Raw genomic sequence first — 20,964 nt, forward strand, 5'->3', positions numbered from 1 at the left:
CTTTCCTTTGCGGTAAATCGCTTGGCAATTTCGGCACTCACCTATAGCGCGCCGCTATGCGCGGCAAGAACGCTACGGAAATCATCGGCGCGGACCGAAAAGGAATTCTTAGGGCGGCTGAAGCGCTGCGCGAAGGAGGGCTGGTCGCCGTCCCGACGGAGACGGTCTATGGTCTTGCCGCAAGGGCCGACAGCGATGAAGCGGTGGCAAGGATTTACGAGGCCAAGGGGCGGCCCAGCTTCAACCCGCTGATCGTCCATGTGCGCGATGCCGGGCAGGCTGCACGATATGCGGAGCTTTCGGGCGCGGCGCTGGAACTGGCGCAGACGGAGTGGCCGGGGCCGCTCACTCTTGTCCTGCCTTTGCGCGCGGATGCCGGATTGGCGTCGGCCGTCACCGCAGGGCTCGACACAGTTGCGTTGCGCTGTCCGGCGCATCCGGCGATGCGCAGCCTTCTGCAGGAAATCGATTTTCCGCTCGCCGCGCCATCCGCCAATCGCAGCGGCTTCATCAGCCCGACGACACCCGGACACGTGCTGGCCTCGCTCGACGGGAGGATCGACATGGTGCTCGACGGGGGCGCTTGCGAAGGCGGGGTGGAATCGACGATCCTTGCCATTCGCAGCGACGGGCGCTGGGACGAGCTTCGGCCCGGGCCTGTCGATGTCGGCAGCCTGCGCAACAGCTACCGCGCAGCTGCTGCTCCTGCCGCTGGCAAGCCGGTTGAGGGGACCATCGAAGCTCCGGGCCAGCTTGCGAGCCATTACGCCCCGGGCAAGCCGCTTCGCCTGAATGCTGCAGATGCGGCCGTCGACGAATTCATGATCGGTTTCGGACCGATTGCAGGCGATTGCACATTGTCCGCTAGCGGTGACCTCGCCGAAGCCGCCTCTCGCCTCTACGATTGTCTCCACCAGGGGGCGGCGAGCGGCAAGCCGCGCATGGCGGTTGCACCCGTTCCGGACCAGGGCGTGGGCAGGGCCATCAACGACAGGCTGCGCCGCGCCGCAGCCTGATTGGCTGCCACGACGCCATCCGACGACGGGAGGTGGCTGACGTATAGAAAAGGCCGCGCTCCGATTGGCGGAGGCGGCCCTTTCCGAAGTGATTAAGATATCAAGCCTTGCGGGACTTTTTCGCGGAGGACTTCTTGGCGATCTTCTTCTTGGTCGCGGCGCTCTTCTTGGCTGCCTGCTTGTCGGCAGGGGCAGCCTCTTCCGCAGACTCTTCTGCAGGTGTTTCGCAGACCAGCTTGCCCGATCCCATCGAGCTCACCTCGCACTTGGCGCGGCCGATGACCGTGACGGTGCCCGAACCGACGATGCTGGCTTCGACCTTGCCATCCGAAGCGAAGGAAGCCTCGCCCGATCCCGCGACCGTCACATCGGCTGTCTCGACCTTGAACCCGCTCATGTCGGCGCTGCCCGAACCCATGACGTTGAGGTCGAGCGATTCGGCACTACCCGCCGCGGTCAGCATGCCCGATCCGGCGATGTTCACGTCTGCGCTGGTGGCGGTGACTTTTGCCACGCTGACATTCCCGGCGCCAAGCACGTTGATATCCGCCTTGTCCGACATGCTTTCGGCTTCGATCGTGCCGGAACCGGCGATCGTCAGCGAGCGGGGCGAAGGCATGGTCACATTTACGATGGCGGTGCCCGAAACCTTGTCGTCGGTCTTTGCACGAAGCACGCCGAGGGTCCCGTCCTTCAGGGTGAAGCGAACCAGGCCGACAGCATCGCTGTCGCCCGTCACGTCGATGTCGAGCTTGCTGCCATCCTTGATGATGACCGTGTCGGAACTGGCGAGGACCAGGCTTTCGGGCGCATCGCCCGACATGTCTAGCTCGGCCAGGGCGACACCCTTTTCGCCGTCGATGGTCACGTCCATGTCGCCGCAACCGGCGATTGCGGCCGCCAGCGCGATTCCCGCGATCGGGGCGATTCCCTTGATGATCTTGTGAAACATGAAGCCTACTCCTCCTCGTGAATGCGTATTGCTGATATAATACACCAAGGGGCAGGCATCAAGCGCCAAACAAAAAGGGCCGCCCCGCAGGGCAGCCCTTCATCGATCCCGAAAGGTCGCCTGTCGATCAGGCTTCTTCGGTGTTCTCGTAATATTGCGGTGCGTGTTCGCGCAGCACGTTGAGAATCTTCTCGAGTGCGGTCGGCTCGTCGGTTTCTTCCATCGCCGCGAGTTCGCGGGCGAGGCGGCTCGATGCCGCTTCGAAGATCTGGCGTTCCGAATAGCTCTGTTCCGGCTGGTCTTCCGGACGGAACAGGTCGCGGGTGACTTCTGCGATCAGCACGATTTCACCGGAGTTGATCTTGGCTTCGTATTCCTGAGCGCGGCGCGACCACATGGTGCGCTTTACCTTGGGCTTGCCCTTGAGCGTTTCCATCGCTTCCTTCAGCGTCTTGTCGCTCGACAGCTTGCGCATGCCGATCGATTCGACCTTGTTGGTGGGAACGCGCAGGGTCATGCGCTCTTTTTCGAACCGCAGGACGTAGAGTTCGAGCTGCATGCCCGCGATTTCTTCGTTCTGGAGCTCGATGACACGGCCAACGCCGTGCTTGGGATAGACGACATAGTCGCCAACGGTGAACGCAGGAGCCTTGCTGGCCATGCAAAATCCTTTCTGTCGACCCGGCTTCCAGCAGACAGTCAGACCCCCCTTTGGCACCTGCACGGGCAGGCACCGCGAACGTCCGACGATTGGTGCTGCTGGTCCTTAGCCTTTCTTCTTACGCGCACATGCCGGGACCAAACCGGCAGGCTTGGTCTATTATATAACACATTCGCAACAAAATTGCGAGTCTTGCTTCAATCGCGTGCCAAGGGGTTCTGCAGGGCGATGCAGAAGGCGCCGGGAAGCAGGAATAGGGCGCTGAGGCAAAGGCCTGTCAGCGGCGCTACGGCGCGTGCCAGGAAGGCTGGATCAGTCGCCTTCGCCGGGTTCGGGCGTGAAGTACTTTTCGAACTTGCCCTCTTCACCCTTGTGCTCGTCGGCGTCCGCAGGCGGTTCCTTCTGGCTCGTGATGTTTGGCCATTCGGCGCTGAACTTGGTGTTCAGCTCGAGCCATTTTTCGAGACCGTCTTCGGTATCGGGCAGGATCGCTTCGGCCGGGCACTCAGGCTCGCACACACCGCAGTCGATGCATTCGCTGGGATTGATGACGAGCATGTTCTCGCCTTCGTAGAAGCAATCGACCGGGCAGACCTCGACGCAGTCGGTATATTTGCAGCGGATGCAGGCGTCGGTGACGACGTAGGTCATGGATGAGTGTCCTTCTCAATCATCGGTTTGGTTTGGTGCTATGGCGCTTTGTGCGCTGCGGTCAAGTTCGCGATAGTGCGATCGTGCCATTCCGGGCGGTCCGCGGCGATCGGGAAGCGAGAGGATCTCGATGATCCGCACCCCGTCACCCCAGGGCAGCACCAGGATATCGCCAATGCCGATTTCCTCCTTGGCGCGCCGGACATGCCTCCCGTTGAGCCGGATGTGCCCTTCTTCGATGAAAGCGCAGGCGCGGCTCCGGGTCCGGGCAAGGCGAAGATAGACCAGCAGCCGGTCGAGCCGCATCGACTCGTTCGGCGCTGGATCGACCTCAGCCAATGCGACCCGGTCCCAGCAGGTCTGCCAGCCCATCGAAGGCACCGCCGGTCTTGCGCGGCGGTTTGCCGGCGGCACGTTGTGGACCGCCCGGTTTGCCGCGCTTGTCGTGACGCTTTGCACCGCGCCCCCTGTCATTCTGCCCCTTTTGAGTGCCCTTGTGTCCCTTTCGGCCATCGCGGCGTTCGCCCGCCTGGCGCGGGCGCCAACCCCAGCTATCCGGGGCTTCCGGGCCGAATGCACCCTCTGCCAGGGGCTTCGCCTTGAACTGGCGGAAACCTGCCGCGCCGAGGAGGCGGGCAATGTTTGCCTCTTCAAGCCCGATCGAAATCGGCAGGGCTATGTCGAGATGGAAACGCTGGGGCGGCTTCTTGTCCGGTCCCTGCTTCTTTGCCCGGGCCTCGAACGCTGCACGCAGGATCTTCTCGGCCAGATCGACGCGGATCGCCTGGCTGCCGGCCGGGCGATAGCCTGCGGGCAGCCGCTTCTGTTCGGCGATAACCGGCAGCATCGCATCCTGGAGCGGCCGCTGGTCGATCCCGAGGGCATGTAAAAGCTGGCGCGGCGCAGGCTTGAGCAGCGCATGGGCGAAAATGTCGAGAGCGCCAAACACGACCCCCAGCTTGCGCAAATAGGGACGCAGTTCCTTTGGCAGGTGCTGCAGCCCGGCATTCTCGCGGCTGACGACACCGTGACCATCGATCAGCGTGTGCAACAGGGCGCGCGCTTCCGATCCTGCGGAGGGGTCGCGCGCTGCCTCTGCCAGCTGTCGCAGGGGGGCGAGCGGTTCGATCTTCGCTTCGAGCCATGCCAGAAGGCCCGCCTCGAGCGCCTTTCGCGGGGCTTCCGGCAGGATCGAGACCTCGCGCGCCAGCACCAGGCGCGGCTTGGCGAAATCATCGGGCATCTCGATCGTCGCCAGGCGGCTTCCACGCCAGTTGATCGCGCCATTGGCGAGTTCGAGCTCGTCCAATCCGCCCGACAGCAACCATTCGGCGCGCTTAGACAGGATGCCCGGAAGCGCCTTTTCACCGGCCGCGAGCAGCATCTTGCGATCGCTATGCGCAGCCTGCGGGTCGACCACGAAGCGAAAGCCCTCGAGCCGGCCGATCGATTCCCCTTCGACCGTCAGCGCTCCGTCGTCTTCCAGCGTAACCGGCAAGGCGCTCCCGTCCTGGCCCAGTGATTTCATCAAGATTGCAGTCCTTCGGTTTACGAATCTCTCGGTCAGCCGCGCATGGAGCGCGTCCGACAATTTTGCTTCAACCCCGCGCGCACGCGCTGCCATTTCGTCCCGCGCCAGAACCCAGTCCGGTCGCTGGCAGATATAGGCCCACGAACGGATCGCGGCTATCCTGCCTTGCAGCGTGTCGATGTCGCCCTGGACCCGGTCGAGTTCGGCGATGCGCGCGGCAACGAAGTCGGCGCCGATATAACCTTTTTGCAGGTCCTGCCACAGTCTCGCGACAAAACGCGCATGCGATTCGACCCCGATGCTGCGGAAATCGGGCAGCGAACAGACCTCCCAGAAGCGCCGCACCTTACCCGCGCCCCTGATATCCTGTGCGAAAGGTTCTTCGGCCAGCCTCTTGAGCACGGCGAGATCGATAGCCTCGGGCGCGGCGCGAAGCTCCGGCTGGTCCGGCGACCGCTCGAGATCTGCAATCAGGACCGGCAGGCTGTCGAAACGCGGCTCCGCCTCGCGCCAGAAGAGATGGGTGAGGGGCGCGAAACGATGCTCTTCGATCGCGTAGATTTCTTCTTCGGTGAATTCGGGCGGCTGCGCACTGCCGCCCCGCATTCCCGACACGGTGCCAAAGGTGCCGTCGCGCTGGTGGCGACCTGCGCGACCGGCAATTTGCGCCATTTCGGCGGGTGTCAGGCGCCGCTTGCGCCGGCCATCGAATTTGGAGAGCGCTCCGAAGGCGACATGGTTGAGGTCGAGATTGAGACCCATCCCGATCGCATCGGTCGCAACGATATAATCAACCTCACCATTCTGGAACAATTCGACCTGCTTGTTTCGTGTTTCAGGTGAAAGCGCGCCCATCACCACGGCCGCACCGCCCCTGAAGCGACGCAATGCCTCGGCCACAGCGTAAACCTGCTCGGAACTGAAGGCGACGACTGCACTTCGTGGAGGCAAGCGGGAAAGTTTCGTCGATCCGGCGTGTCGCAGGGTGGAGAATCGGGGCCGCTCGACCAGTTCGGCTTCCGGCATGAGGTTGCGGACGAGCGGTTCGAGCGTCGCGGATCCCAGCAGCATCGTCTCTTCGCGGCCCCTGGCGTTGAGCAGGCGGTCGGTGAAGATATGCCCGCGCTCAGGGTCTGCCGACAATTGTGCTTCGTCGAGTGCGACGAAGGCGTGACCACCGCCAAGCCGGTCCATCGCCTCGACCGTGCAGCAGAAATATCGCGCGTTTTCGGGCTCGATGCGCTCTTCGCCGGTAATCAGCGCGACGGCTTTCTCGCCCTTGATGGCGCAGACGCGGTCGTACACTTCGCGAGCCAGCAATCGCAGCGGAAAGCCGATCATGCCGCTCGAATGGCCGCACATCCGCTCGATCGCGAGATGCGTCTTGCCGGTATTCGTCGGACCCAGGACGGCCTTCAACTGGCTGTCGCGATTGGTTTTGCCGTTCACACCCCGATCTCTGACACAATTGACCCGATGGCGGCAATGGCCCGGGCAGATGATGCACAACTGGCCGCGCAGGGGACTCGGCTGGCCGATTCTTCACCGTGAATTAACTTTGTTTGGCCAGAGAAATCCGCCAAGTAACCGGCGCAGGCGCGCAGTGCGGGATCACTGGCGCCTCGTGGGACAAACGCTTGAACCAAGCGCGGGAAATGAACGGGCACATCGAAACCAGCGAAGACGAACTGTCATTCGATTTCGGGACTCAGGAGTCTCCGAAACCGAAGGCGCGCGCGTTCAGCAGGTTTGCCGCGAGCGCAGGTGGCTGGTTCGATGGCGTGTCATCGCGCGCGATGGTCATGCGCGCCCGGTATGACGGATGGCGCGAAACTGCCTCGTCCAAACTGGAAGAAATCGACCTTGCGCCTGATCTCGCCCAGGAAATCGGCAGCAAGCGCTGGTTCCGCGGACTTGGTACGATGCTCGGTCTCGGCGCGGTGGCGCTGGCTTTCTGGCCCGACTTCGCCCCGCTGGAAGCACGCAATTCCATCAATCTCGACCAGACGGCGCGCGACGAATTCCGCAGCCAGATGATCACCCCGCTCGCACTGGGGGCCGACAGCGGCCGCCACATGAGCGCATCGCCACAGGTCATCCCTCTCAAATCGGCGCCGGAACGCCCCCAGATCGAATTTGTCGCCACGCTTTCGTCCGGCGACAGCTTCATGCGCATGCTGCAGCGCGCCGGGGTCGGATCTGGCGATGCAGACCGCGTCAATTCGATGGTTTCGGGCGCTGTTCCTCTCTCGGATATCGATTCCGGGACACGGGTCGACATCGTGCTCGGTCGCAGGCCCGAACCCGGTGCAGCGCGTCCGCTCGACAAGCTGGCCTTTCGTGCCCGTTTCGATCTCGAGCTGGAAGTTTTCCGCAATGATGCAGGCGAGCTGTCGCTGAAGCGTAACGTCATCCGCGTCGACGATACGCCGCTGCGCATCCGAGGCACCGTCGGGCAGAGCCTCTATCGTTCGATGCGTGCGGCTGGCGCTCCGGCCAGCGCGGTACAGGAATATATCAAGGCGCTCGACGGGCAGATCGATCTCGATCGGTCGGTTGCGGCGACCGACACGTTCGACATGATCGTTTCCTATCGCCGTGCCGCGACTGGCGAACGGCAGGCCGGCAAGCTGCTTTATGCAGGGATCGACCGCGGCGACACGCCCCGTACCCAGCTCATGCGCTGGGGCAATGAAGGCCGATTCTTCGAGGCGTCTGGCGTTGGCGAACAGCGCAACGGGCTCGTTGCCCCGGTACCCGGTTCGATCAGCTCGAATTTCGGGATGCGGCGCCATCCGATCCTCGGTTATCGCCGCATGCATTCAGGCATGGATTTCCGCGCCCGTCACGGAACGCCCATCGTTGCCGTGACCGATGGCCGGGTTTCTAGTGCGGGCAGGGCCGGCGGCTGCGGCAATGCGGTAAAGCTTGCTCATGGCGGCAACCTCTCGACCCGCTATTGCCATATGAGCCGTATCGCCGTGAGCGCGGGGCAGAGCGTTCGCCGGGGCCAGGTTATCGGCTATGTCGGTTCGACCGGCCTATCGACCGGCGCCCATCTCCATTACGAGATGTATCGCGGTGGCAGGGCGATCAATCCGCGCACCGTCAGCTTCGTCACGCGCGCGCAGCTGGAAGGGCGCGAGCTGATGGAATTCCGCGCAACCCTGCGACGCCTTAAGGAAGTGCAACCGGGCGCAGCGCTTGAAGACCTCGCCCCGCGTGCTTCCGAAGTCGAAGAACCCAAGCGCGAGATCGAGAAACTCGACATGAAACGCGAGATCGGCTGACGCGGCAAGCCGTGCGCGATTGCAAGTGCGACGGTTTGGGGGCAACAACCCCGCCTATGACTTCTAGCTATCCCAATCTGCGCCTGCGCCGGACCCGCGCCGCCGCGTGGAGCCGAGCGCTCCATCGCGAAACCATGCTGACGCCTGCCGACCTGATCTGGCCGGTTTTCGTGACCGAAGGAAAGGGCGTCGAGGAGCCCATTGCAACGCTTCCCGGTGTCTCGCGCTGGTCGGTCGATGGCATCGCTGCCCGGGCGAAAGAGGCTGTCGAGCTGGGTATCCCCTGCATCGCGCTGTTCCCCAATACGCCTGCCGACAAGCGGAACGAGGACGGGGCAGAGGCGCTCAATCCCGATAATCTCATGTGCCGTGCGATCCGCGCAATCCGCGATGCCTGCGGCAGCGATATCGGTATCCTGACCGACGTCGCGCTCGACCCCTATACCAGCCATGGACAGGACGGGCTGGTCGACGATGGCGGCTATGTCCTCAACGATGACACCGTCGGCGTACTGGTCGACCAGGCATTGAACCAGGCCGAGGCGGGGGCGGATATCATTGCCCCGTCGGACATGATGGATGGCCGCGTTCACGTGATCCGCATGGCGCTGGAAATGAACGGCCACCCCAATGTGCAGATCATGTCCTATGCGGCGAAATACGCCTCGGCTTTCTACGGACCTTTCCGCGATGCTGTCGGTTCGCGCGGTCTGCTAAAGGGCGACAAGAAGACCTACCAGATGGATCCGGGCAACGCGCTCGAGGCCCTGCGCGAGGTCGAGCTCGACCTGAACGAGGGCGCCGACAGCGTCATGGTGAAGCCGGGTCTCGCCTATCTCGACATCGTGAGGCGCGTACGCGAGCGCTTCGATGTGCCTGTGTTCGCCTACCAGGTGAGCGGCGAATACGCGATGATCGAGGCTGCAGCGGCCGCCGGGGCGGGCGACCGCGACGCGCTGGTGCTCGAAACCCTGATGGCTTTCAAGCGTGCGGGATGCAGCGGCGTGCTCACCTACCATGCCGCCCATGCAGCGCGGTTGCTCAATGGCTGAAGGCGACGGCTTCGAAGCAATAGCGCGGGGCGAACGCGTTGCGCTACGCCGCTTCCGCGAAAGCGATCTTGAGGACTGGCACCGGCACATGAATACGGCCGAGGCGCGCAAACATCTCGGCGGAGTGGGCACGGTCGAGGAAAGCGAGGCGCGTTTTCGCCGGCAGGCCGCCAGCTGGGACGAGGAAACCGGCGGCTGGCTCGCGATCGAACGTGCCGACGACGGCACCTTTCTCGGATATTGCGGTTTTGGACCGATCCAGACCGAATGCGCCCCGGATGGCCTGCGCGGGGAGCATGAGATCGGTTGGGGGCTGCGCCCCGACTGTTGGGGGCATGGCTATGCGACCGAAGCGGCGAACTGCGCCTTGAAGGTGGCGTTCGAGCGCTTTGGGGTCGAGACCATGTTCTCGCAAACATCGGAGGCCAATCGCGGATCGTGGCGCGTGATGGAAAGGCTCGGCATGGAGCGGGCCGGGCACCTCGATTACGACGATCCCGCCTATCCGGCAGAGGAAAACCCGACCAAGGTTTATCGCCTCACGCGCGGCGACTGGCAGGCCCGCGATGCCTGACATCATAGCCGAAACGGACCGCCTGATCCTGCGCACGATCGGCGAGGGCGATGCTGCCGAACACGACCGCGTGCTCAATACGCCCGAAGTGATGGCACGGCTCGGCGGAACGCTTGAACTGCACGAGATCGAGGCAAAGCACGCCAAGTCCATGGCGCTTTACGCGCGTGAAGGCTTCAGCTTCCTCTTCATGATAGAGAAGGACACCGGCGAACTGGTGGGCCATTGCGGCATGAAGCGGGTCGATAATCCCCTGGCCAGCAACGTCGGCGATCACGAGATCGGCTGGCTCGTGCGGCAGGACCGCTGGCGGCGCGGCTATGCCGAAGAGGCCATGCGCGCCGTTATCGACTGGGCTTTCACCAGCATCGGCGCGCCCCACCTGGTTGCGCTGACGAGCGAAGCCAATGTCGGAAGCTGGAAACTCATGGAAAAGCTGGGCATGGAGAGGCGCAAGGACCTCGACTTTTCCGATCCGAATTATCCGGCGGAAGACAATCCGACGATACAATATTCACTCACCGCGCAGGCATGGGAGAGCCAGAAATGACGACAAGCCGCCCCGGCGTGAACCTCGTACCAATCCACGGCAAGGTGCCGCAAATCCACGAAACTGCCTTCATCGCCCCGGGCACGACGATCGTCGGCGACGTCACGGTCGGCGCGGGCAGTTCGATCTGGTACAATTGCGTGCTGCGTGCCGATGTCAGCAGCATCGTCATCGGCGAACGGACAAATGTGCAGGACGGCAGCGTCCTCCATTGCGACGGGCCCAGCCCGCAATATCCGGAAGGGTGCCCGCTCATCATCGGGGACGACGTGTTGATCGGACACATGGCCATGGTCCACGGCTGCATCATCGAGGATCGCGGTTTCGTCGGCCTCGGCGCGATCGCCATGAACCGCGCTGTCATTGCCAGCGATGCCATGCTGGCGGCCGGCGCCATGCTAACCGAAGGCAAGGTTATGGGTGAGCGCGAGCTGTGGGGAGGGCGCCCGGCCCGCAAGATGCGCGATCTCGACGATATGGCCGTGATGGGCATGAAGCTGGGCGTTGCGCACTATGCCGAAAACGCGAAGCACCATGCCGATGCGGTGGCGCAGGCGATCGCAAATGGCGCGACCTAAGGCTGACTATCCGTCGGCCGAATCGATCCGCGCCTTGTTGAGCGCGGAAGGCAGGTTGATGGTTCGCGTCACTCCCGGCGCTCGCCATGAAGCTCTCGAAATCAGCGACGGCGTATTGACCGTGAAAGTCCGCGCGAAGCCGCAGGATGGCGCGGCCAACGAAGCCGTCATCCGGCATGTTGCAAAGGCACTGGGCGAAGCACCATCGAAGCTGACCATCGTGCGCGGCGAAACGTCTCGCGAGAAGCTGTTGCAGCTGCTCTAGCTGTCATTCCGTTCGACCCTGTAGGCGCCAAGGCACAGAAGGACAGCGATCACAAAACAGGCGGCGGGCGCGCCCGTCGGCGAAAGCGAATGAAGGCCTGCTCCCGATGCGGCTCCGGCTGCGAGAGCGGCCCACAATGCGCCATACCCGCGCATCGTGCCTGTCGACCGACCGGAAAGTCTTGCTGCAATTCCCTGTCCGAACCTGACGAGTGCACCTGTCATATATGTCACGCCGACGGTGACTTCTCCGTCGCGGGAAAAGCTGTTGTTGGCGGCTCCCATCGCCGCTGCAGCCAGCGTCAGGAATACCAGCTGAAGACCGCATGCTGCGGCAATTGCGGCCGCGCCGAGAACCGATGCGACAATCGTCAGAAGGACTGTCTTGCGCCGCCGCTGCCATTTCCCGATCACCAGCGATCCCGCGACGACACCGCCGAGGAAGCTCGCGATCAGCACCACGGGGAGGTAGGCAACTGCGGGATTTTCGATGAGGTCGACGCCCAGCCTGGTGGTATTGCCCGACATGAAAGACGTGAAATAACCGCCCGCGACAATAAACCCGATTGCATCGGTCTGCCCCGCCAGGAAGGCAAGGCCGAGAGCCAGCTTCTGGCGACCGGGATCGTAGCGGTGCATTCCGCAAACAATGACGGCTGGCGTGCGAAACTCAATCCCGGATCAGTGCCCGCAGACTTTCGATGCGGTCGGCTTCGTGAGCGGGCTTGTCCCACCTGATGCGGTGAATACGCGGGAACCGCATGGCAAGGCCGCTTTTATGCCGCTTGCTGTCGTGCACGCTGTCGAAAGCGACTTCGAACACGAGGCTCTTGTCGGTCTCGCGAACAGGGCCAAATCGGTTAATCGTATTGGTGCGAACGTGCCGATCCAGTTTTTTCAATTCCTCGTCCGTGAACCCTGAGTACGCCTTGCCCACCGGAAGCAGTTCTGCGCCCTTGTCGGGATCGCCATCCCAGCAGCCGAAGGTGTAATCGGAATAGAAACTCGAGCGTTTGCCGCTCCCGCGCTGGGCATACATCAGCACGCAGTCGATCAGCAGCGGATCGCGCTTCCACTTGTACCACAGGCCCGTCTTGCGGCCCGCGATATAGGGGCTGTCGCGTAGTTTGAGCATGACGCCTTCGATCGAATCGTCTCGCGCACCTTCCCGAATCTGAGCCAGATGCTCGAAATCTTTGGCGTCGATCACCTGTGACAGGTCGAAGTGCTGGTCGGAGAGGCGTTCGACCAACTTCTCCAACCGTTTGCGCCGTTCGCGCCAGGGTTTCTCGCGTAAATCCTCTCCATCGACGATCAGCGCGTCGTAAAGCCGCACGAAGGCAGGATATTCGGCGAGCATCTTCTTGCTCACGGTCTTGCGTCCCAGGCGTTGCTGCAAGGCGTTGAAGCTAGCGGCACCGCCTTCTTCTCCGCCCTGATGCGCACCGCGGACCAGCAGTTCGCCGTCGAGGACCGCCCGGAAATCGAGCGCGCCGAGCAGTTCGGGAAAGGTCTGGCTGATGTCGTCGCCACTGCGCGAGTAGAGACGTGTTTCGCCACCTGCATGCACCAGCTGGACGCGGATGCCGTCCCACTTCCATTCGGCAGCATAGTCTTCGAGGCTGACGACCGTTTCTTCCAGCGGGTGAGCCAGCATGAAGGGGCGGAACGTCGGCAGGCTCTTCGTGTCGGGCGGATCGGCACCGGCCGCCGCCCAATCGAACAGGGCGGAATAGGGCGGGTCGATCCCGTGCCAATACTCCTCCACCTCGTCGACAGACACTTCGAAGGCCTGGGCGAAAGCGGTCTTGGCCAGGCGGCTCGAAACGCCGATGCGCATACCGCCCGTCGCCAGCTTCAGGAGGGCGTAACGTCCCGACGAATCGAGCCGATCGAGCAATTTGGGAAGTTCGCTGAGCACGCTTTTACGGCTCATCGCGGAAAGCAACTCGACGGCTTCGCTGACAGTCGGCGGGGTCGGTTCGTTATCCGGGGCGGGCCACAACAGGCTCGCCGTTTCCGCCGTGTCCCCCACGAAATCGCGGCTTAGCGTCCATAGCACGGGATCGATGCGATCCTTGAGCAGGTTTCGGATGGTCGAGCTTTTGACCGCGGGAAAATCGAGGCCGTCGCTCAGCGCGGCAAGGGCCCAGCCCCGGTCGGGGTCGGGCGTTTCGCGCAGGTATTCCGCAATCAGCCGGAGCTTCTCGTTCCGGCTGCGGGTATAGACCAGCGCATCGACCAGGGCGGCGAACTCTTCCACGACTAGCCGGTCCCCCTAGTCATCTTCATCCTCGTAGCCGACCAGCGCCAGAGCCCGTGCCCGGCGCTGGTTGAGCTGGCACCACCTCAGCAGCGCAACCTCGCGGCCGTGGGTAATCCAGTTCTCCTGCGCACCGACTTCCTCGATCGTACGGGTAAGCTCGTCCCAGTCGGCATGGTCGGAAATGACCAGCGGCAATTCCACATTGCGCTGACGGGCGCGCTGGCGAACGCGCATCCAGCCGCTCGCCATCGCGGTAATCGGATCGGGCAGCCTCCTGCTCCAGCGATCGTTCAAGGCGCTGGGCGGACACACGACGATAGCGCCGCGCATGTCGTCCTTCGAATAATCGGAAACGAGGCGCAATTCGCCAAGGTCGACGCCGTGCTCTTCATAGAGGCGGCACATCTTCTCCATCGCACCGTGGAGGTAGATCGGGTCCTTGTGTCCGGCGCGGCGGAGCTCCGCGATCACCCGCTGCGCCTTGCCCAGGGCATAGGCGCCGACAAGCACGCAGCGATCGGGATGCGCGGCCAGCCGGTCCAGCAATTTTGCCATCTCTTCCTCGATCGGGGGATGGCAGAACACCGGCAGGCCAAAGGTCGCTTCAGTAATGAAGATGTCGCAGGGCGTCACTTCGAACGGCTTGCAGGTCGGATCGGCGCGCCGCTTGTAATCGCCGGTCACGATGACGCGTTCGCCTGCGTGTTCGAGAAGGATCTGCGCACTGCCAAGCACGTGCCCTGCCGGGATGTAGGTCGCATCGACCCCGCCCTTCAGCCGGATCGTCTCTCCATATTCGACCGGCGTGGCGCCTTCACGCGTGTTGTAGCGCAGATCCATGATGGCCAGCGTTTCAGGCGTGGCGACGGCCGTGCCATGCCCCCCGCGCGCATGATCGGCATGGCCGTGGGTGACGAGCGCCCGGTCCGCCGCGCGGCCGGGATCGACCCACACGTCCGCAGGAACGATATGGATGCCCCACGGCTCGGGCCTGATCCAGGAGAAGGGCGCAGACATTGCTCCTTCAACAGGATCGCGCCGACTTAGGTTCCGGACTTTGCTTTTTTTGCCTTTTCCTGCTGTTCGGCGACCCACGCCTGCCAGCGTTCGACAGTGGCGCTGTAGCGGAGGACCTTGGCCAACGGATCGATCACATAGTGCATCCTCTCCGAGCCGAGGTTCACGCTACCTTTGCCGCCTGTCATCGGGACAGAGACCACGCGCCCGCCGAACTGCACCTCCACCGGCATGGGGAAGGGCTTGCCGCTCTCGCGTACCCATTCGAGTTCCAGCCTGTCGCCGACCCGGTTCTGCTTGAGGACAGGCAAAGCCGCCTCGCGCAGGTAGGTGTCGAAGAACCATCCCAGGTCCTTGCCGCTTTCTTCTTCCGCTATGCGCTGGAAATCGGCGGTGCTGCGAAATTGCGGGACGAAATTACCGGGCTTGGGATCGGCGCGGCCGTAAACCAGGCGGCGGATCGAAGTGAAGAAGGCCTCGTCGCCGATCAGTTGGCGAAGCGTGTGCGAAATCTGGCTGCCCTTCGAATAGATGTCCTTCCCCCAGCCTGCATCGGTGTCGAGATAATAGTTCGACGTGATCGGGGACGAGGGAACGACCGGCGTACGATTGAGCAGAGCGAGCCGCTGGCTCGATAGCGCTGCGAGATAGGCCGCCTCGCCATCGCGCCACTGCTGGAACAGCGGCTGCATGTATGTGCCCAGGCCTTCCTGCAGCCACATGTCGTTATTGCTTGAATTGGTCAGTTGGTTGGCGAACCATTCGTGCGCAAACTCGTGCTGGGCCAGACCGTCGTATCCTTGCGGCGACGGCTTAAACTCGTTGCCATAGGCATTGATCGTCTGGTGCTCCATACCAAGGTGAGGGGTCTCTGCCAGGCCCACCTTTTCGTCGCCAAAGGGGTAGGGGCCGATCATTTCCTCGAAGAAATCGAGATAGGTCTTCATTTCATCGAGCAGGGCCGCGGCTTGTGGAGCGTGGCCCGGCAGGTGCCAGAATTTCAGCGGGATCGTGTTGCCGAACCGGCTTTCGAAACTTGCGCTCGCAAGCTCGTAGGGCCCGACATTGATGGCAATGGCATAAGTATTTGGATTGCGCGTGCTCCAGCGCCATGTCGTCCAGCCGTCTGCCGTGTCATGACCCAGAAGCGTTCCGTTGCCCGCAGCGACGAGGCCTTCCGGCACGGTAATCGCGCTGTTCAGCCGTTCGACCTCCTTGGTCGGATGGTCGATACAGGGCCAGAACATGTCGCACCCTTCCATCTGGACGGCGGTCGCAACCCAGGGTTTGCCCTCGGGCGTTTCGCTCCAGACGAAGCCGCCGTCCCATGGCGCGCGCTTGGCCACCCAGGGTTTGCCGTTCCAGGCAATCGAGACCCTGGCGGTTTCGCCAGCGGCGAGCGTCCGGCCGAGCGGAATTGAAAGCTGCCCGTCGGCGCTTTCGTAGCGGGTTTCGTTTCCATCGACCGTGATCGAAGTTACCGAAAACCGCGGATCGAGGTCGAATTCGGCCATCTCGACCGGGGCATTGGCGCGAATGATATAGTCCGCTTCGCCCGAGATCGCCTTGTTTGCAGGATCGATCCTGATCGCAAGATCGAGGCGGGGGAGATCGGTCGCCGCCTGCGCAACGCTAAGGGGTGCACCGCTATCGGCGGTGAACGGGCTTAGCGGGGGCAGGCTCTCTGCCGGTACCGGCGGTTCCTGCGCGGCAGCTTGCGTGGCGGTGCCTGCAAGCAACAGAGCGGCGAAAGTCGAAAAGCGCATGAAAAAACCTCCCCTGAAGGACAGGGGAGGTTCAATCACATTCGCGCAGTTTAAGCTAGCGCTGCAAGCTCAGCTTTCGCTGTCGCCCTTGCCTTCGCCAGCTTCCGCATCGGGATTTCCGGGCGCGCCGCTGGGCGGAGCCTTCTTCGCCGCCGGCTTTTTCTTGGCCGCAGCCTTGCGCTTGGGCTTCGCCTTTGGCGGGGCAGGGGTCAGCTCGAAGTTCGGCTTGCCGTCCTTGACGCTGACATGGACCTCGCCGCCGTCGGACAGCTTGCCGAACAGCAGTTCTTCGGCCAGCGGCTGCTTGATCTTTTCCTGGATCAGGCGGCCCATCGGCCTTGCACCGTAGAGCTTGTCATAGCCCTTGTCGGCCAGCCAGTCGCGGGCATCCTTGTCGAACTGGATGTGGACGTTCTGTTCTGCGAGCTGCAGTTCGAGCTGGAGGATGAACTTGTCCACCACGCGCGCAACAGTGCTCTTGCCGAGATAGGCGAAGGGCACGATCGCATCGAGGCGGTTGCGGAATTCGGGGGTGAACATCTTCTTCACCGCCTCTTCACCAGCATCTTCCTTCGACACATCGCCGAAGCCAATGCCCTGGCGCGCCATGTCGGATGCACCGGCATTGGTCGTCATGATCAGCACCACATTGCGGAAGTCGACCGTCTTGCCGTGATGATCGGTCAGGCGGCCGTTATCCATCACCTGCAGCAGGATGTTGAAGAGGTCGGGATGCGCCTTCTCGATTTCGTCGAGCAGGAGCACGCAGTGCGGGTTCTGATCAACCGCATCGGTTAAAAGTCCACCCTGGTCATAACCAACATAACCCGGAGGTGCGCCAATCAGGCGACTTACCGAGTGGCGCTCCATGTATTCGGACATGTCGAAGCGCTTCAGCTCGATGCCCATGATGCTGGCCAGCTGTCGCGCGACTTCCGTCTTGCCGACGCCGGTGGGGCCGCTGAACAGGAACGAACCGATCGGCTTGTCCGGATCGCGCAGGCCTGCACGGCTGAGCTTCATCGCGGTCGAAAGGCGATGGATCGCCTCGTCCTGGCCGAAGACGACGTGCTTGAGGTCGCGTTCGAGGTTCTCGAGCGCCTTCTTGTCGTCCTTGCTGACGGTTTTCGGCGGGATGCGTGCCATCGTCGCGATCACGGCCTCGATTTCCCTGGCGGTGATCTTCTTCTTGCGGCGGCTGGGCGGGACCAGCATCTGCATCGCGCCGACCTCGTCGATCACGTCGATCGCCTTGTCCGGCAGCTTGCGGTCGTTGATGTAGCGCGCCGACAGCTCGACTGCTGTCTTGATCGCGTCGGGCGTGTACTTGACCTTGTGGTGTTCCTCGAACGCACTGCGCAGACCCTGCAGGATCTTCACCGTATCGTCGATCGTCGGCTCGTTGACGTCGATTTTCTGGAACCGGCGCAGCAGCGCGCGATCCTTTTCGAAGTGATTGCGGAATTCCTTGTAGGTGGTCGAACCGATGCAGCGGATCGTACCCCCGGACAGCGCCGGCTTGAGCAGGTTGGAAGCGTCCATCGCGCCGCCGCTCGTGGCACCAGCCCCGATGACGGTGTGGATTTCATCGATGAACAGGATCGCGTCGGGCATCTGCTCCAGTTCGTTGACGACCTGCTTCAGACGCTCTTCGAAATCGCCGCGATAACGGGTTCCGGCCAGCAGCGCGCCCATGTCGAGCGAATAGATGACCGCGTCCTGCAGCACTTCGGGCACGTCGCCTTCGACGATCTTGCGTGCCAGGCCTTCTGCAATGGCGGTCTTGCCTACGCCGGGATCGCCCACATAGAGCGGGTTATTCTTGCTGCGACGGCAGAGGATCTGGACGGTACGATCGACCTCGGGGCCGCGGCCGATCAGCGGATCGACCTTGCCCGCTTCCGCTTTGGCATTGAGGTTGACCGTAAACTGGTCGAGCGCGGTTTCCTTCTTTGCCGCTTCCTTGGTCTGTTCGGCAGCTTCGGGCTGGCCATCCTCGGCGCCCTGCGGCCCCTTCGATTCGAGCTGGCGCCCGCCCTTGCCGATACCGTGGCTGATGTAGCTCACCGCATCGAGGCGGCTCATGTCCTGCTGCTGCAGGAAGTAGACGGCATAGCTGTCACGCTCCGAAAACAGAGCCACCAGCACGTTGGCGCCAGTCACCGTATCCTTGCCCGACGACTGAACGTGCAGGATGGCGCGCTGGATCACTCGCTGGAAGCCGGCGGTCGGCTGCGGATCCGACCCATCCTCTGTCTTGAGCGACTGGTATTCCTGGTCGAGGTACTGCTTCACCACCTCGCCCAGTTCGGCAAGATCGACCCCGCATGCGCCCATCACTTGCGCTGCATCCTCGTCATCGATCAACGCCAGCAGCAGGTGTTCCAGCGTGGCATATTCGTGCCGACGCTCGGATGCATTGGCGAGAGCGTTGTGCAGCGTTCTTTCGAGGTTCTGGGCAAAGCTTGGCATGCGATGGTTCTCTTGTGGGTCTTCTGGTTATCTAACGTGAGCCTGCGACCGCCCTCTTGAAAGAGAGCATGAAGGAGCTTGGTTAAAAGCTATATGGGCGCTCCCGCCGCGATTGCGAATCTCGGGGGAGCGACCGGGCATTAGGCTGGCAGCCTCATGTTCCGGGCTTCCTGAAAAGCATTTCCGCAGCGTCGCGATGGGCAGCGGATTTGAGGCGATGACTTTCCACCCGGGCGATTTCAGCCTTGAGCAGGGCGATCCGCGTCTCCAGTTCGTCAACCGAATAGGGAGACAAATCCTCCGCAGCGAGCTTGCTCGCGGCGTCGCCTCTGGGGCGGGGGCGATCGTCTTCTTCCATCTGAACGCACATTCGCAAGCAAGCTGCCTTGCTGTCAATCCGGCCAGAGGGTAGGTCCGCGTCCGAAATCGATGTTTTCATCACTTTACCGGCGATGTGTTGCGACAATGCACAGTTCCGGGCGGGGCATACAGGGACCGAAACGATGCAGAACAGCCGCGAGAATATGCGGGCTATCCATTTCGAAACGCCCGGTGCGCCGGACGTCCTTGCCATTTCGGAGGTGCAAAAGCCGACGCCCGGCCCCGGCGATGTGTTGATCGAGGTCGCCTATGCCGGCGTGAACCGTCCCGATTGCATCCAGCGTGCGGGCCATTATCCGGCTCCTCCCGGCGCATCGCCCATTCTCGGGCTCGAGGTTGCGGGCAAGGTCGTGGCCGTCGGCGATAACGTTCCACCTGAACTCGTCGGGCAGGAAGTCGCTGCACTGACGCCCGGTGGCGGATATGCCGAATTTTGCACGGCGCCCTGGGGGCACTGCCTTCCTGTGCCTGACGGTATGTCGCTGAAGGAAGCGGCGGCCATTCCGGAAACGCTGTTCACGGTCTGGCACAATGTCTTCGAGCGCGGGATGGCGGCAGAAGGCGACCGCCTGCTCATCCACGGCGGGACCAGCGGCATCGGGACCATGGCGATCATGCTTGCCAAGGCATTCGGGATCGAGGTTATCGTGACCTGTGGCGACGAAGCCAAATGCGAGGCCGCGCGCGAACTCGGCGCCGATCTGGCGATCAATTATCGCGATCAGGACTTCGTCGAGGCGATCAAGGATTACACGGGCGGTGCAGGCGTCAACGTCGTACTCGACATGGTGTCGGGCGACTATGTGCCGCGCAATCTCAAGTGCCTGGCGGAAGACGGGCGCCACGTCACCATCGCCGTGCTTGGCGGAATGCAGGCGACACTGAACATGGCTGTTATCATGAGCCGGCGCCTGACGCTGACCGGATCGACGCTCCGCCCCCGTTCCGATGCGTTCAAGACCGCGCTGGCAGACGAGATTGCCCAGAACGCCTGGCCGCTGTTCACCTCTGGCGAGCTGAAGCCGGTCATGGACCGGACCTTCCCGCTGGCAGAGGCTGCGGCCGCCCACCGGCGGATGGAAGCGGGCGATCACATCGGCAAGATCGTGCTCGAGGTTGCAGGCGGCTGAAGCTGGCCCGCTTGGGAACAAGAACCGAATCTTTCGCCAGCGAAGGAATTGGTCGTTCAGCACTCGCCATAATCGGCTTTGGCATCAGGCCGTTTCATGACAGGTTGCCTGTGTCGTCGGTGGGGCGACGATGAACAGGGGCCATGATGACCGAGCGCTACACTTTGCACGAGGATCCGCGCAGCGGAAACTGTTACAAGATCAAGCTGACGGCGGCACTGCTCGGTATCCGGCTCGAAACCAGGCAATACGATATCATGGCCGGGGAAACGCGGACGCCCGAATTTCTCGCCAATGTGAATCGCAATGGACGAATCCCCGTGCTCCAGATCGAGGAAGGCGAGCAGACGCGCTTCCTGCCCGAAAGCAATGCCGCATGCTGGTATCTCGCCAGCGTTAGTGCGCTGATTCCGGAAGGAAAATTCGCCCAGGCCGACATGCTTCGCTGGATGTTTTTTGAACAATACAACCATGAACCCAACGTCGCGACATTGCGTTTCTGGCTGCGCTTCGTCGGCGAGGGGAACCTCAGTGAACAGCAGAAACAGATGCTGCCGGCAAAGCGCGCCGCTGGGATCGACGCGCTGAACGTGATGGAGGAACACCTCAAATCCGCGCGCTGGATGGCAGGCGGTGCAGTGACGCTCGCCGACATTGCCCTGTTCCCCTACACCCATGTCGCGGAAGAGGGCGGCTTCGGGCTCGACGATTATCCTGCGATCAAGGACTGGATCGGGCAGATGCAATCTCTGCCCGGTTTTATCCCGATGGACTGACACCTTCGGCACGCGGCGGCGCCCCTCGTCCTTCGCG

The 20,964-nt window shown here is 62.7% G+C and carries 20 protein-coding genes; 9 read left to right on the top strand and 11 right to left on the bottom strand.

Annotation, left to right across the window (positions count from 1 at the left end; all coding sequences use genetic code 11):
- Positions 1–56 precede the first annotated feature (56 nt).
- The gene (locus AMC99_RS12500; protein ID WP_061927008.1) at positions 57–1,016 is read left to right on the top strand and encodes an L-threonylcarbamoyladenylate synthase; all 960 of its coding nucleotides are present in this window, start codon (positions 57–59) and stop codon (positions 1,014–1,016) included.
- A gap of 100 nt (positions 1,017–1,116) precedes the next feature.
- On the opposite strand, the gene AMC99_RS12505 is transcribed toward AMC99_RS12500, so the two are convergent.
- From AMC99_RS12505 to AMC99_RS12525, 5 genes are all read right to left on the bottom strand, one after another.
- The gene (locus tag AMC99_RS12505; protein ID WP_061927009.1) at positions 1,117–1,968 is read right to left on the bottom strand and encodes a head GIN domain-containing protein; all 852 of its coding nucleotides are present in this window, start codon (positions 1,966–1,968) and stop codon (positions 1,117–1,119) included.
- 127 nt (positions 1,969–2,095) lie between these two features.
- Positions 2,096–2,629, bottom strand: coding sequence for a CarD family transcriptional regulator (locus AMC99_RS12510; RefSeq protein WP_061927011.1), 534 nt, complete (start codon positions 2,627–2,629; stop codon positions 2,096–2,098).
- Positions 2,630–2,941: 312 nt separating this feature from the next.
- Positions 2,942–3,280 carry a ferredoxin FdxA gene (fdxA, locus tag AMC99_RS12515; protein WP_061927013.1) on the bottom strand — a complete coding sequence of 113 codons (339 nt, stop codon included), beginning with the start codon at positions 3,278–3,280 and terminating at the stop codon, positions 2,942–2,944.
- Positions 3,281–3,295: 15 nt separating this feature from the next.
- Complete coding sequence (locus AMC99_RS12520; protein WP_232301418.1) at positions 3,296–3,652, bottom strand: S4 domain-containing protein; 357 nt, start codon at positions 3,650–3,652, stop codon at positions 3,296–3,298.
- Positions 3,612–6,173, bottom strand: a complete 2,562-nt coding sequence (locus AMC99_RS12525) for a helicase-related protein (protein ID WP_083440245.1) — start codon at positions 6,171–6,173, stop codon at positions 3,612–3,614. Before AMC99_RS12525 ends, AMC99_RS12520 begins: the two co-directional genes overlap by 41 nt.
- A gap of 293 nt (positions 6,174–6,466) precedes the next feature.
- On the opposite strand from AMC99_RS12525, the gene AMC99_RS12530 reads away from it, so the two are divergent.
- From AMC99_RS12530 to AMC99_RS12555, 6 genes are read left to right on the top strand one after another with little or no spacing between them, the layout of a single operon-like run.
- Positions 6,467–8,101 (top strand): M23 family metallopeptidase, encoded by a 1,635-nt coding sequence (locus AMC99_RS12530; RefSeq protein ID WP_083440167.1) that lies wholly within the window; start codon positions 6,467–6,469, stop codon positions 8,099–8,101.
- 56 nt (positions 8,102–8,157) lie between these two features.
- On the top strand, positions 8,158–9,153 hold the full coding sequence (gene hemB, locus AMC99_RS12535) for a porphobilinogen synthase (protein WP_061927017.1): 996 nt from the start codon (positions 8,158–8,160) through the stop codon (positions 9,151–9,153).
- Positions 9,146–9,727 carry a GNAT family N-acetyltransferase gene (locus tag AMC99_RS12540; RefSeq protein ID WP_061927019.1) on the top strand — a complete coding sequence of 194 codons (582 nt, stop codon included), beginning with the start codon at positions 9,146–9,148 and terminating at the stop codon, positions 9,725–9,727. The genes hemB and AMC99_RS12540 overlap by 8 nt, the downstream gene beginning before the upstream one ends.
- Positions 9,720–10,277 carry a GNAT family N-acetyltransferase gene (locus tag AMC99_RS12545; protein WP_061927021.1) on the top strand — a complete coding sequence of 186 codons (558 nt, stop codon included), beginning with the start codon at positions 9,720–9,722 and terminating at the stop codon, positions 10,275–10,277. The genes AMC99_RS12540 and AMC99_RS12545 overlap by 8 nt, the downstream gene beginning before the upstream one ends.
- A complete protein-coding gene (locus AMC99_RS12550) occupies positions 10,274–10,855 on the top strand; it encodes a gamma carbonic anhydrase family protein (RefSeq protein ID WP_061927023.1) in 582 nt (193 codons plus the stop codon). The genes AMC99_RS12545 and AMC99_RS12550 overlap by 4 nt, the downstream gene beginning before the upstream one ends.
- Positions 10,842–11,120, top strand: coding sequence for a DUF167 domain-containing protein (locus AMC99_RS12555; RefSeq protein WP_061927025.1), 279 nt, complete (start codon positions 10,842–10,844; stop codon positions 11,118–11,120). Before AMC99_RS12550 ends, AMC99_RS12555 begins: the two co-directional genes overlap by 14 nt.
- Here AMC99_RS12555 and AMC99_RS12560 read toward each other — a convergent pair.
- The 6 genes from AMC99_RS12560 to AMC99_RS14040 all read right to left on the bottom strand — a co-directional run bounded on the left by AMC99_RS12560 (position 11,117) and on the right by AMC99_RS14040 (position 18,998).
- The gene (locus AMC99_RS12560; RefSeq protein WP_061927027.1) at positions 11,117–11,758 is read right to left on the bottom strand and encodes a YoaK family protein; all 642 of its coding nucleotides are present in this window, start codon (positions 11,756–11,758) and stop codon (positions 11,117–11,119) included. The genes AMC99_RS12555 and AMC99_RS12560 overlap by 4 nt on opposite strands.
- 31 nt (positions 11,759–11,789) lie before the next feature.
- Positions 11,790–13,382 carry a cisplatin damage response ATP-dependent DNA ligase gene (locus AMC99_RS12565; RefSeq protein ID WP_061927029.1) on the bottom strand — a complete coding sequence of 531 codons (1,593 nt, stop codon included), beginning with the start codon at positions 13,380–13,382 and terminating at the stop codon, positions 11,790–11,792.
- 15 nt (positions 13,383–13,397) lie between these two features.
- A complete protein-coding gene (locus tag AMC99_RS12570) occupies positions 13,398–14,402 on the bottom strand; it encodes a ligase-associated DNA damage response exonuclease (RefSeq protein ID WP_061927031.1) in 1,005 nt (334 codons plus the stop codon).
- Between the two features lie 26 nt (positions 14,403–14,428).
- Positions 14,429–16,168, bottom strand: coding sequence for a M1 family metallopeptidase (locus AMC99_RS12575; protein WP_061927033.1), 1,740 nt, complete (start codon positions 16,166–16,168; stop codon positions 14,429–14,431).
- A gap of 69 nt (positions 16,169–16,237) precedes the next feature.
- Positions 16,238–18,640: an ATP-dependent Clp protease ATP-binding subunit ClpA gene (clpA, locus tag AMC99_RS12580; RefSeq protein WP_061927035.1), complete on the bottom strand. Its 2,403-nt coding sequence runs from the start codon at positions 18,638–18,640 to the stop codon at positions 16,238–16,240.
- A gap of 154 nt (positions 18,641–18,794) precedes the next feature.
- Positions 18,795–18,998, bottom strand: coding sequence for a DUF1192 domain-containing protein (locus AMC99_RS14040; protein WP_061927037.1), 204 nt, complete (start codon positions 18,996–18,998; stop codon positions 18,795–18,797).
- Positions 18,999–19,143: 145 nt separating this feature from the next.
- Between AMC99_RS14040 and AMC99_RS12590 the strand changes: the two genes are divergently transcribed.
- Both AMC99_RS12590 and AMC99_RS12595 read left to right on the top strand, forming a co-directional pair.
- Entirely contained in the window at positions 19,144–20,151 is a 1,008-nt protein-coding gene (locus tag AMC99_RS12590; RefSeq protein ID WP_232301419.1) for an NAD(P)H-quinone oxidoreductase, read from the top strand.
- A 146-nt stretch (positions 20,152–20,297) separates the two neighbouring features.
- Positions 20,298–20,927 (top strand): glutathione S-transferase family protein, encoded by a 630-nt coding sequence (locus AMC99_RS12595; protein WP_061928036.1) that lies wholly within the window; start codon positions 20,298–20,300, stop codon positions 20,925–20,927.
- Positions 20,928–20,964 lie beyond the last annotated feature (37 nt).

Source organism: Altererythrobacter epoxidivorans, assembly GCF_001281485.1.
Lineage (GTDB): Bacteria > Pseudomonadota > Alphaproteobacteria > Sphingomonadales > Sphingomonadaceae > Erythrobacter > Erythrobacter epoxidivorans.

Excerpts from the sequence above, each read along its gene's own strand:
- AMC99_RS12500 (WP_061927008.1), top strand. The coding sequence starts at position 57 with ATGCGCGGCAAGAACGCTACGGAAATCATCGGCGCGGACCGAAAAGGA.
- AMC99_RS12505 (WP_061927009.1), bottom strand. The coding sequence starts at position 1,968 with ATGTTTCACAAGATCATCAAGGGAATCGCCCCGATCGCGGGAATCGCG.
- AMC99_RS12510 (WP_061927011.1), bottom strand. The coding sequence starts at position 2,629 with ATGGCCAGCAAGGCTCCTGCGTTCACCGTTGGCGACTATGTCGTCTAT.
- fdxA (WP_061927013.1), bottom strand. The coding sequence starts at position 3,280 with ATGACCTACGTCGTCACCGACGCCTGCATCCGCTGCAAATATACCGAC.
- AMC99_RS12520 (WP_232301418.1), bottom strand. The coding sequence starts at position 3,652 with ATGGGCTGGCAGACCTGCTGGGACCGGGTCGCATTGGCTGAGGTCGAT.
- AMC99_RS12525 (WP_083440245.1), bottom strand. The coding sequence starts at position 6,173 with ATGTGCGGCCATTCGAGCGGCATGATCGGCTTTCCGCTGCGATTGCTG.
- AMC99_RS12530 (WP_083440167.1), top strand. The coding sequence starts at position 6,467 with ATGAACGGGCACATCGAAACCAGCGAAGACGAACTGTCATTCGATTTC.
- hemB (WP_061927017.1), top strand. The coding sequence starts at position 8,158 with ATGACTTCTAGCTATCCCAATCTGCGCCTGCGCCGGACCCGCGCCGCC.
- AMC99_RS12540 (WP_061927019.1), top strand. The coding sequence starts at position 9,146 with ATGGCTGAAGGCGACGGCTTCGAAGCAATAGCGCGGGGCGAACGCGTT.
- AMC99_RS12545 (WP_061927021.1), top strand. The coding sequence starts at position 9,720 with ATGCCTGACATCATAGCCGAAACGGACCGCCTGATCCTGCGCACGATC.
- AMC99_RS12550 (WP_061927023.1), top strand. The coding sequence starts at position 10,274 with ATGACGACAAGCCGCCCCGGCGTGAACCTCGTACCAATCCACGGCAAG.
- AMC99_RS12555 (WP_061927025.1), top strand. The coding sequence starts at position 10,842 with ATGGCGCGACCTAAGGCTGACTATCCGTCGGCCGAATCGATCCGCGCC.
- AMC99_RS12560 (WP_061927027.1), bottom strand. The coding sequence starts at position 11,758 with ATGCACCGCTACGATCCCGGTCGCCAGAAGCTGGCTCTCGGCCTTGCC.
- AMC99_RS12570 (WP_061927031.1), bottom strand. The coding sequence starts at position 14,402 with ATGTCTGCGCCCTTCTCCTGGATCAGGCCCGAGCCGTGGGGCATCCAT.
- AMC99_RS12575 (WP_061927033.1), bottom strand. The coding sequence starts at position 16,168 with ATGCGCTTTTCGACTTTCGCCGCTCTGTTGCTTGCAGGCACCGCCACG.
- clpA (WP_061927035.1), bottom strand. The coding sequence starts at position 18,640 with ATGCCAAGCTTTGCCCAGAACCTCGAAAGAACGCTGCACAACGCTCTC.
- AMC99_RS14040 (WP_061927037.1), bottom strand. The coding sequence starts at position 18,998 with ATGGAAGAAGACGATCGCCCCCGCCCCAGAGGCGACGCCGCGAGCAAG.
- AMC99_RS12590 (WP_232301419.1), top strand. The coding sequence starts at position 19,144 with ATGCAGAACAGCCGCGAGAATATGCGGGCTATCCATTTCGAAACGCCC.
- AMC99_RS12595 (WP_061928036.1), top strand. The coding sequence starts at position 20,298 with ATGACCGAGCGCTACACTTTGCACGAGGATCCGCGCAGCGGAAACTGT.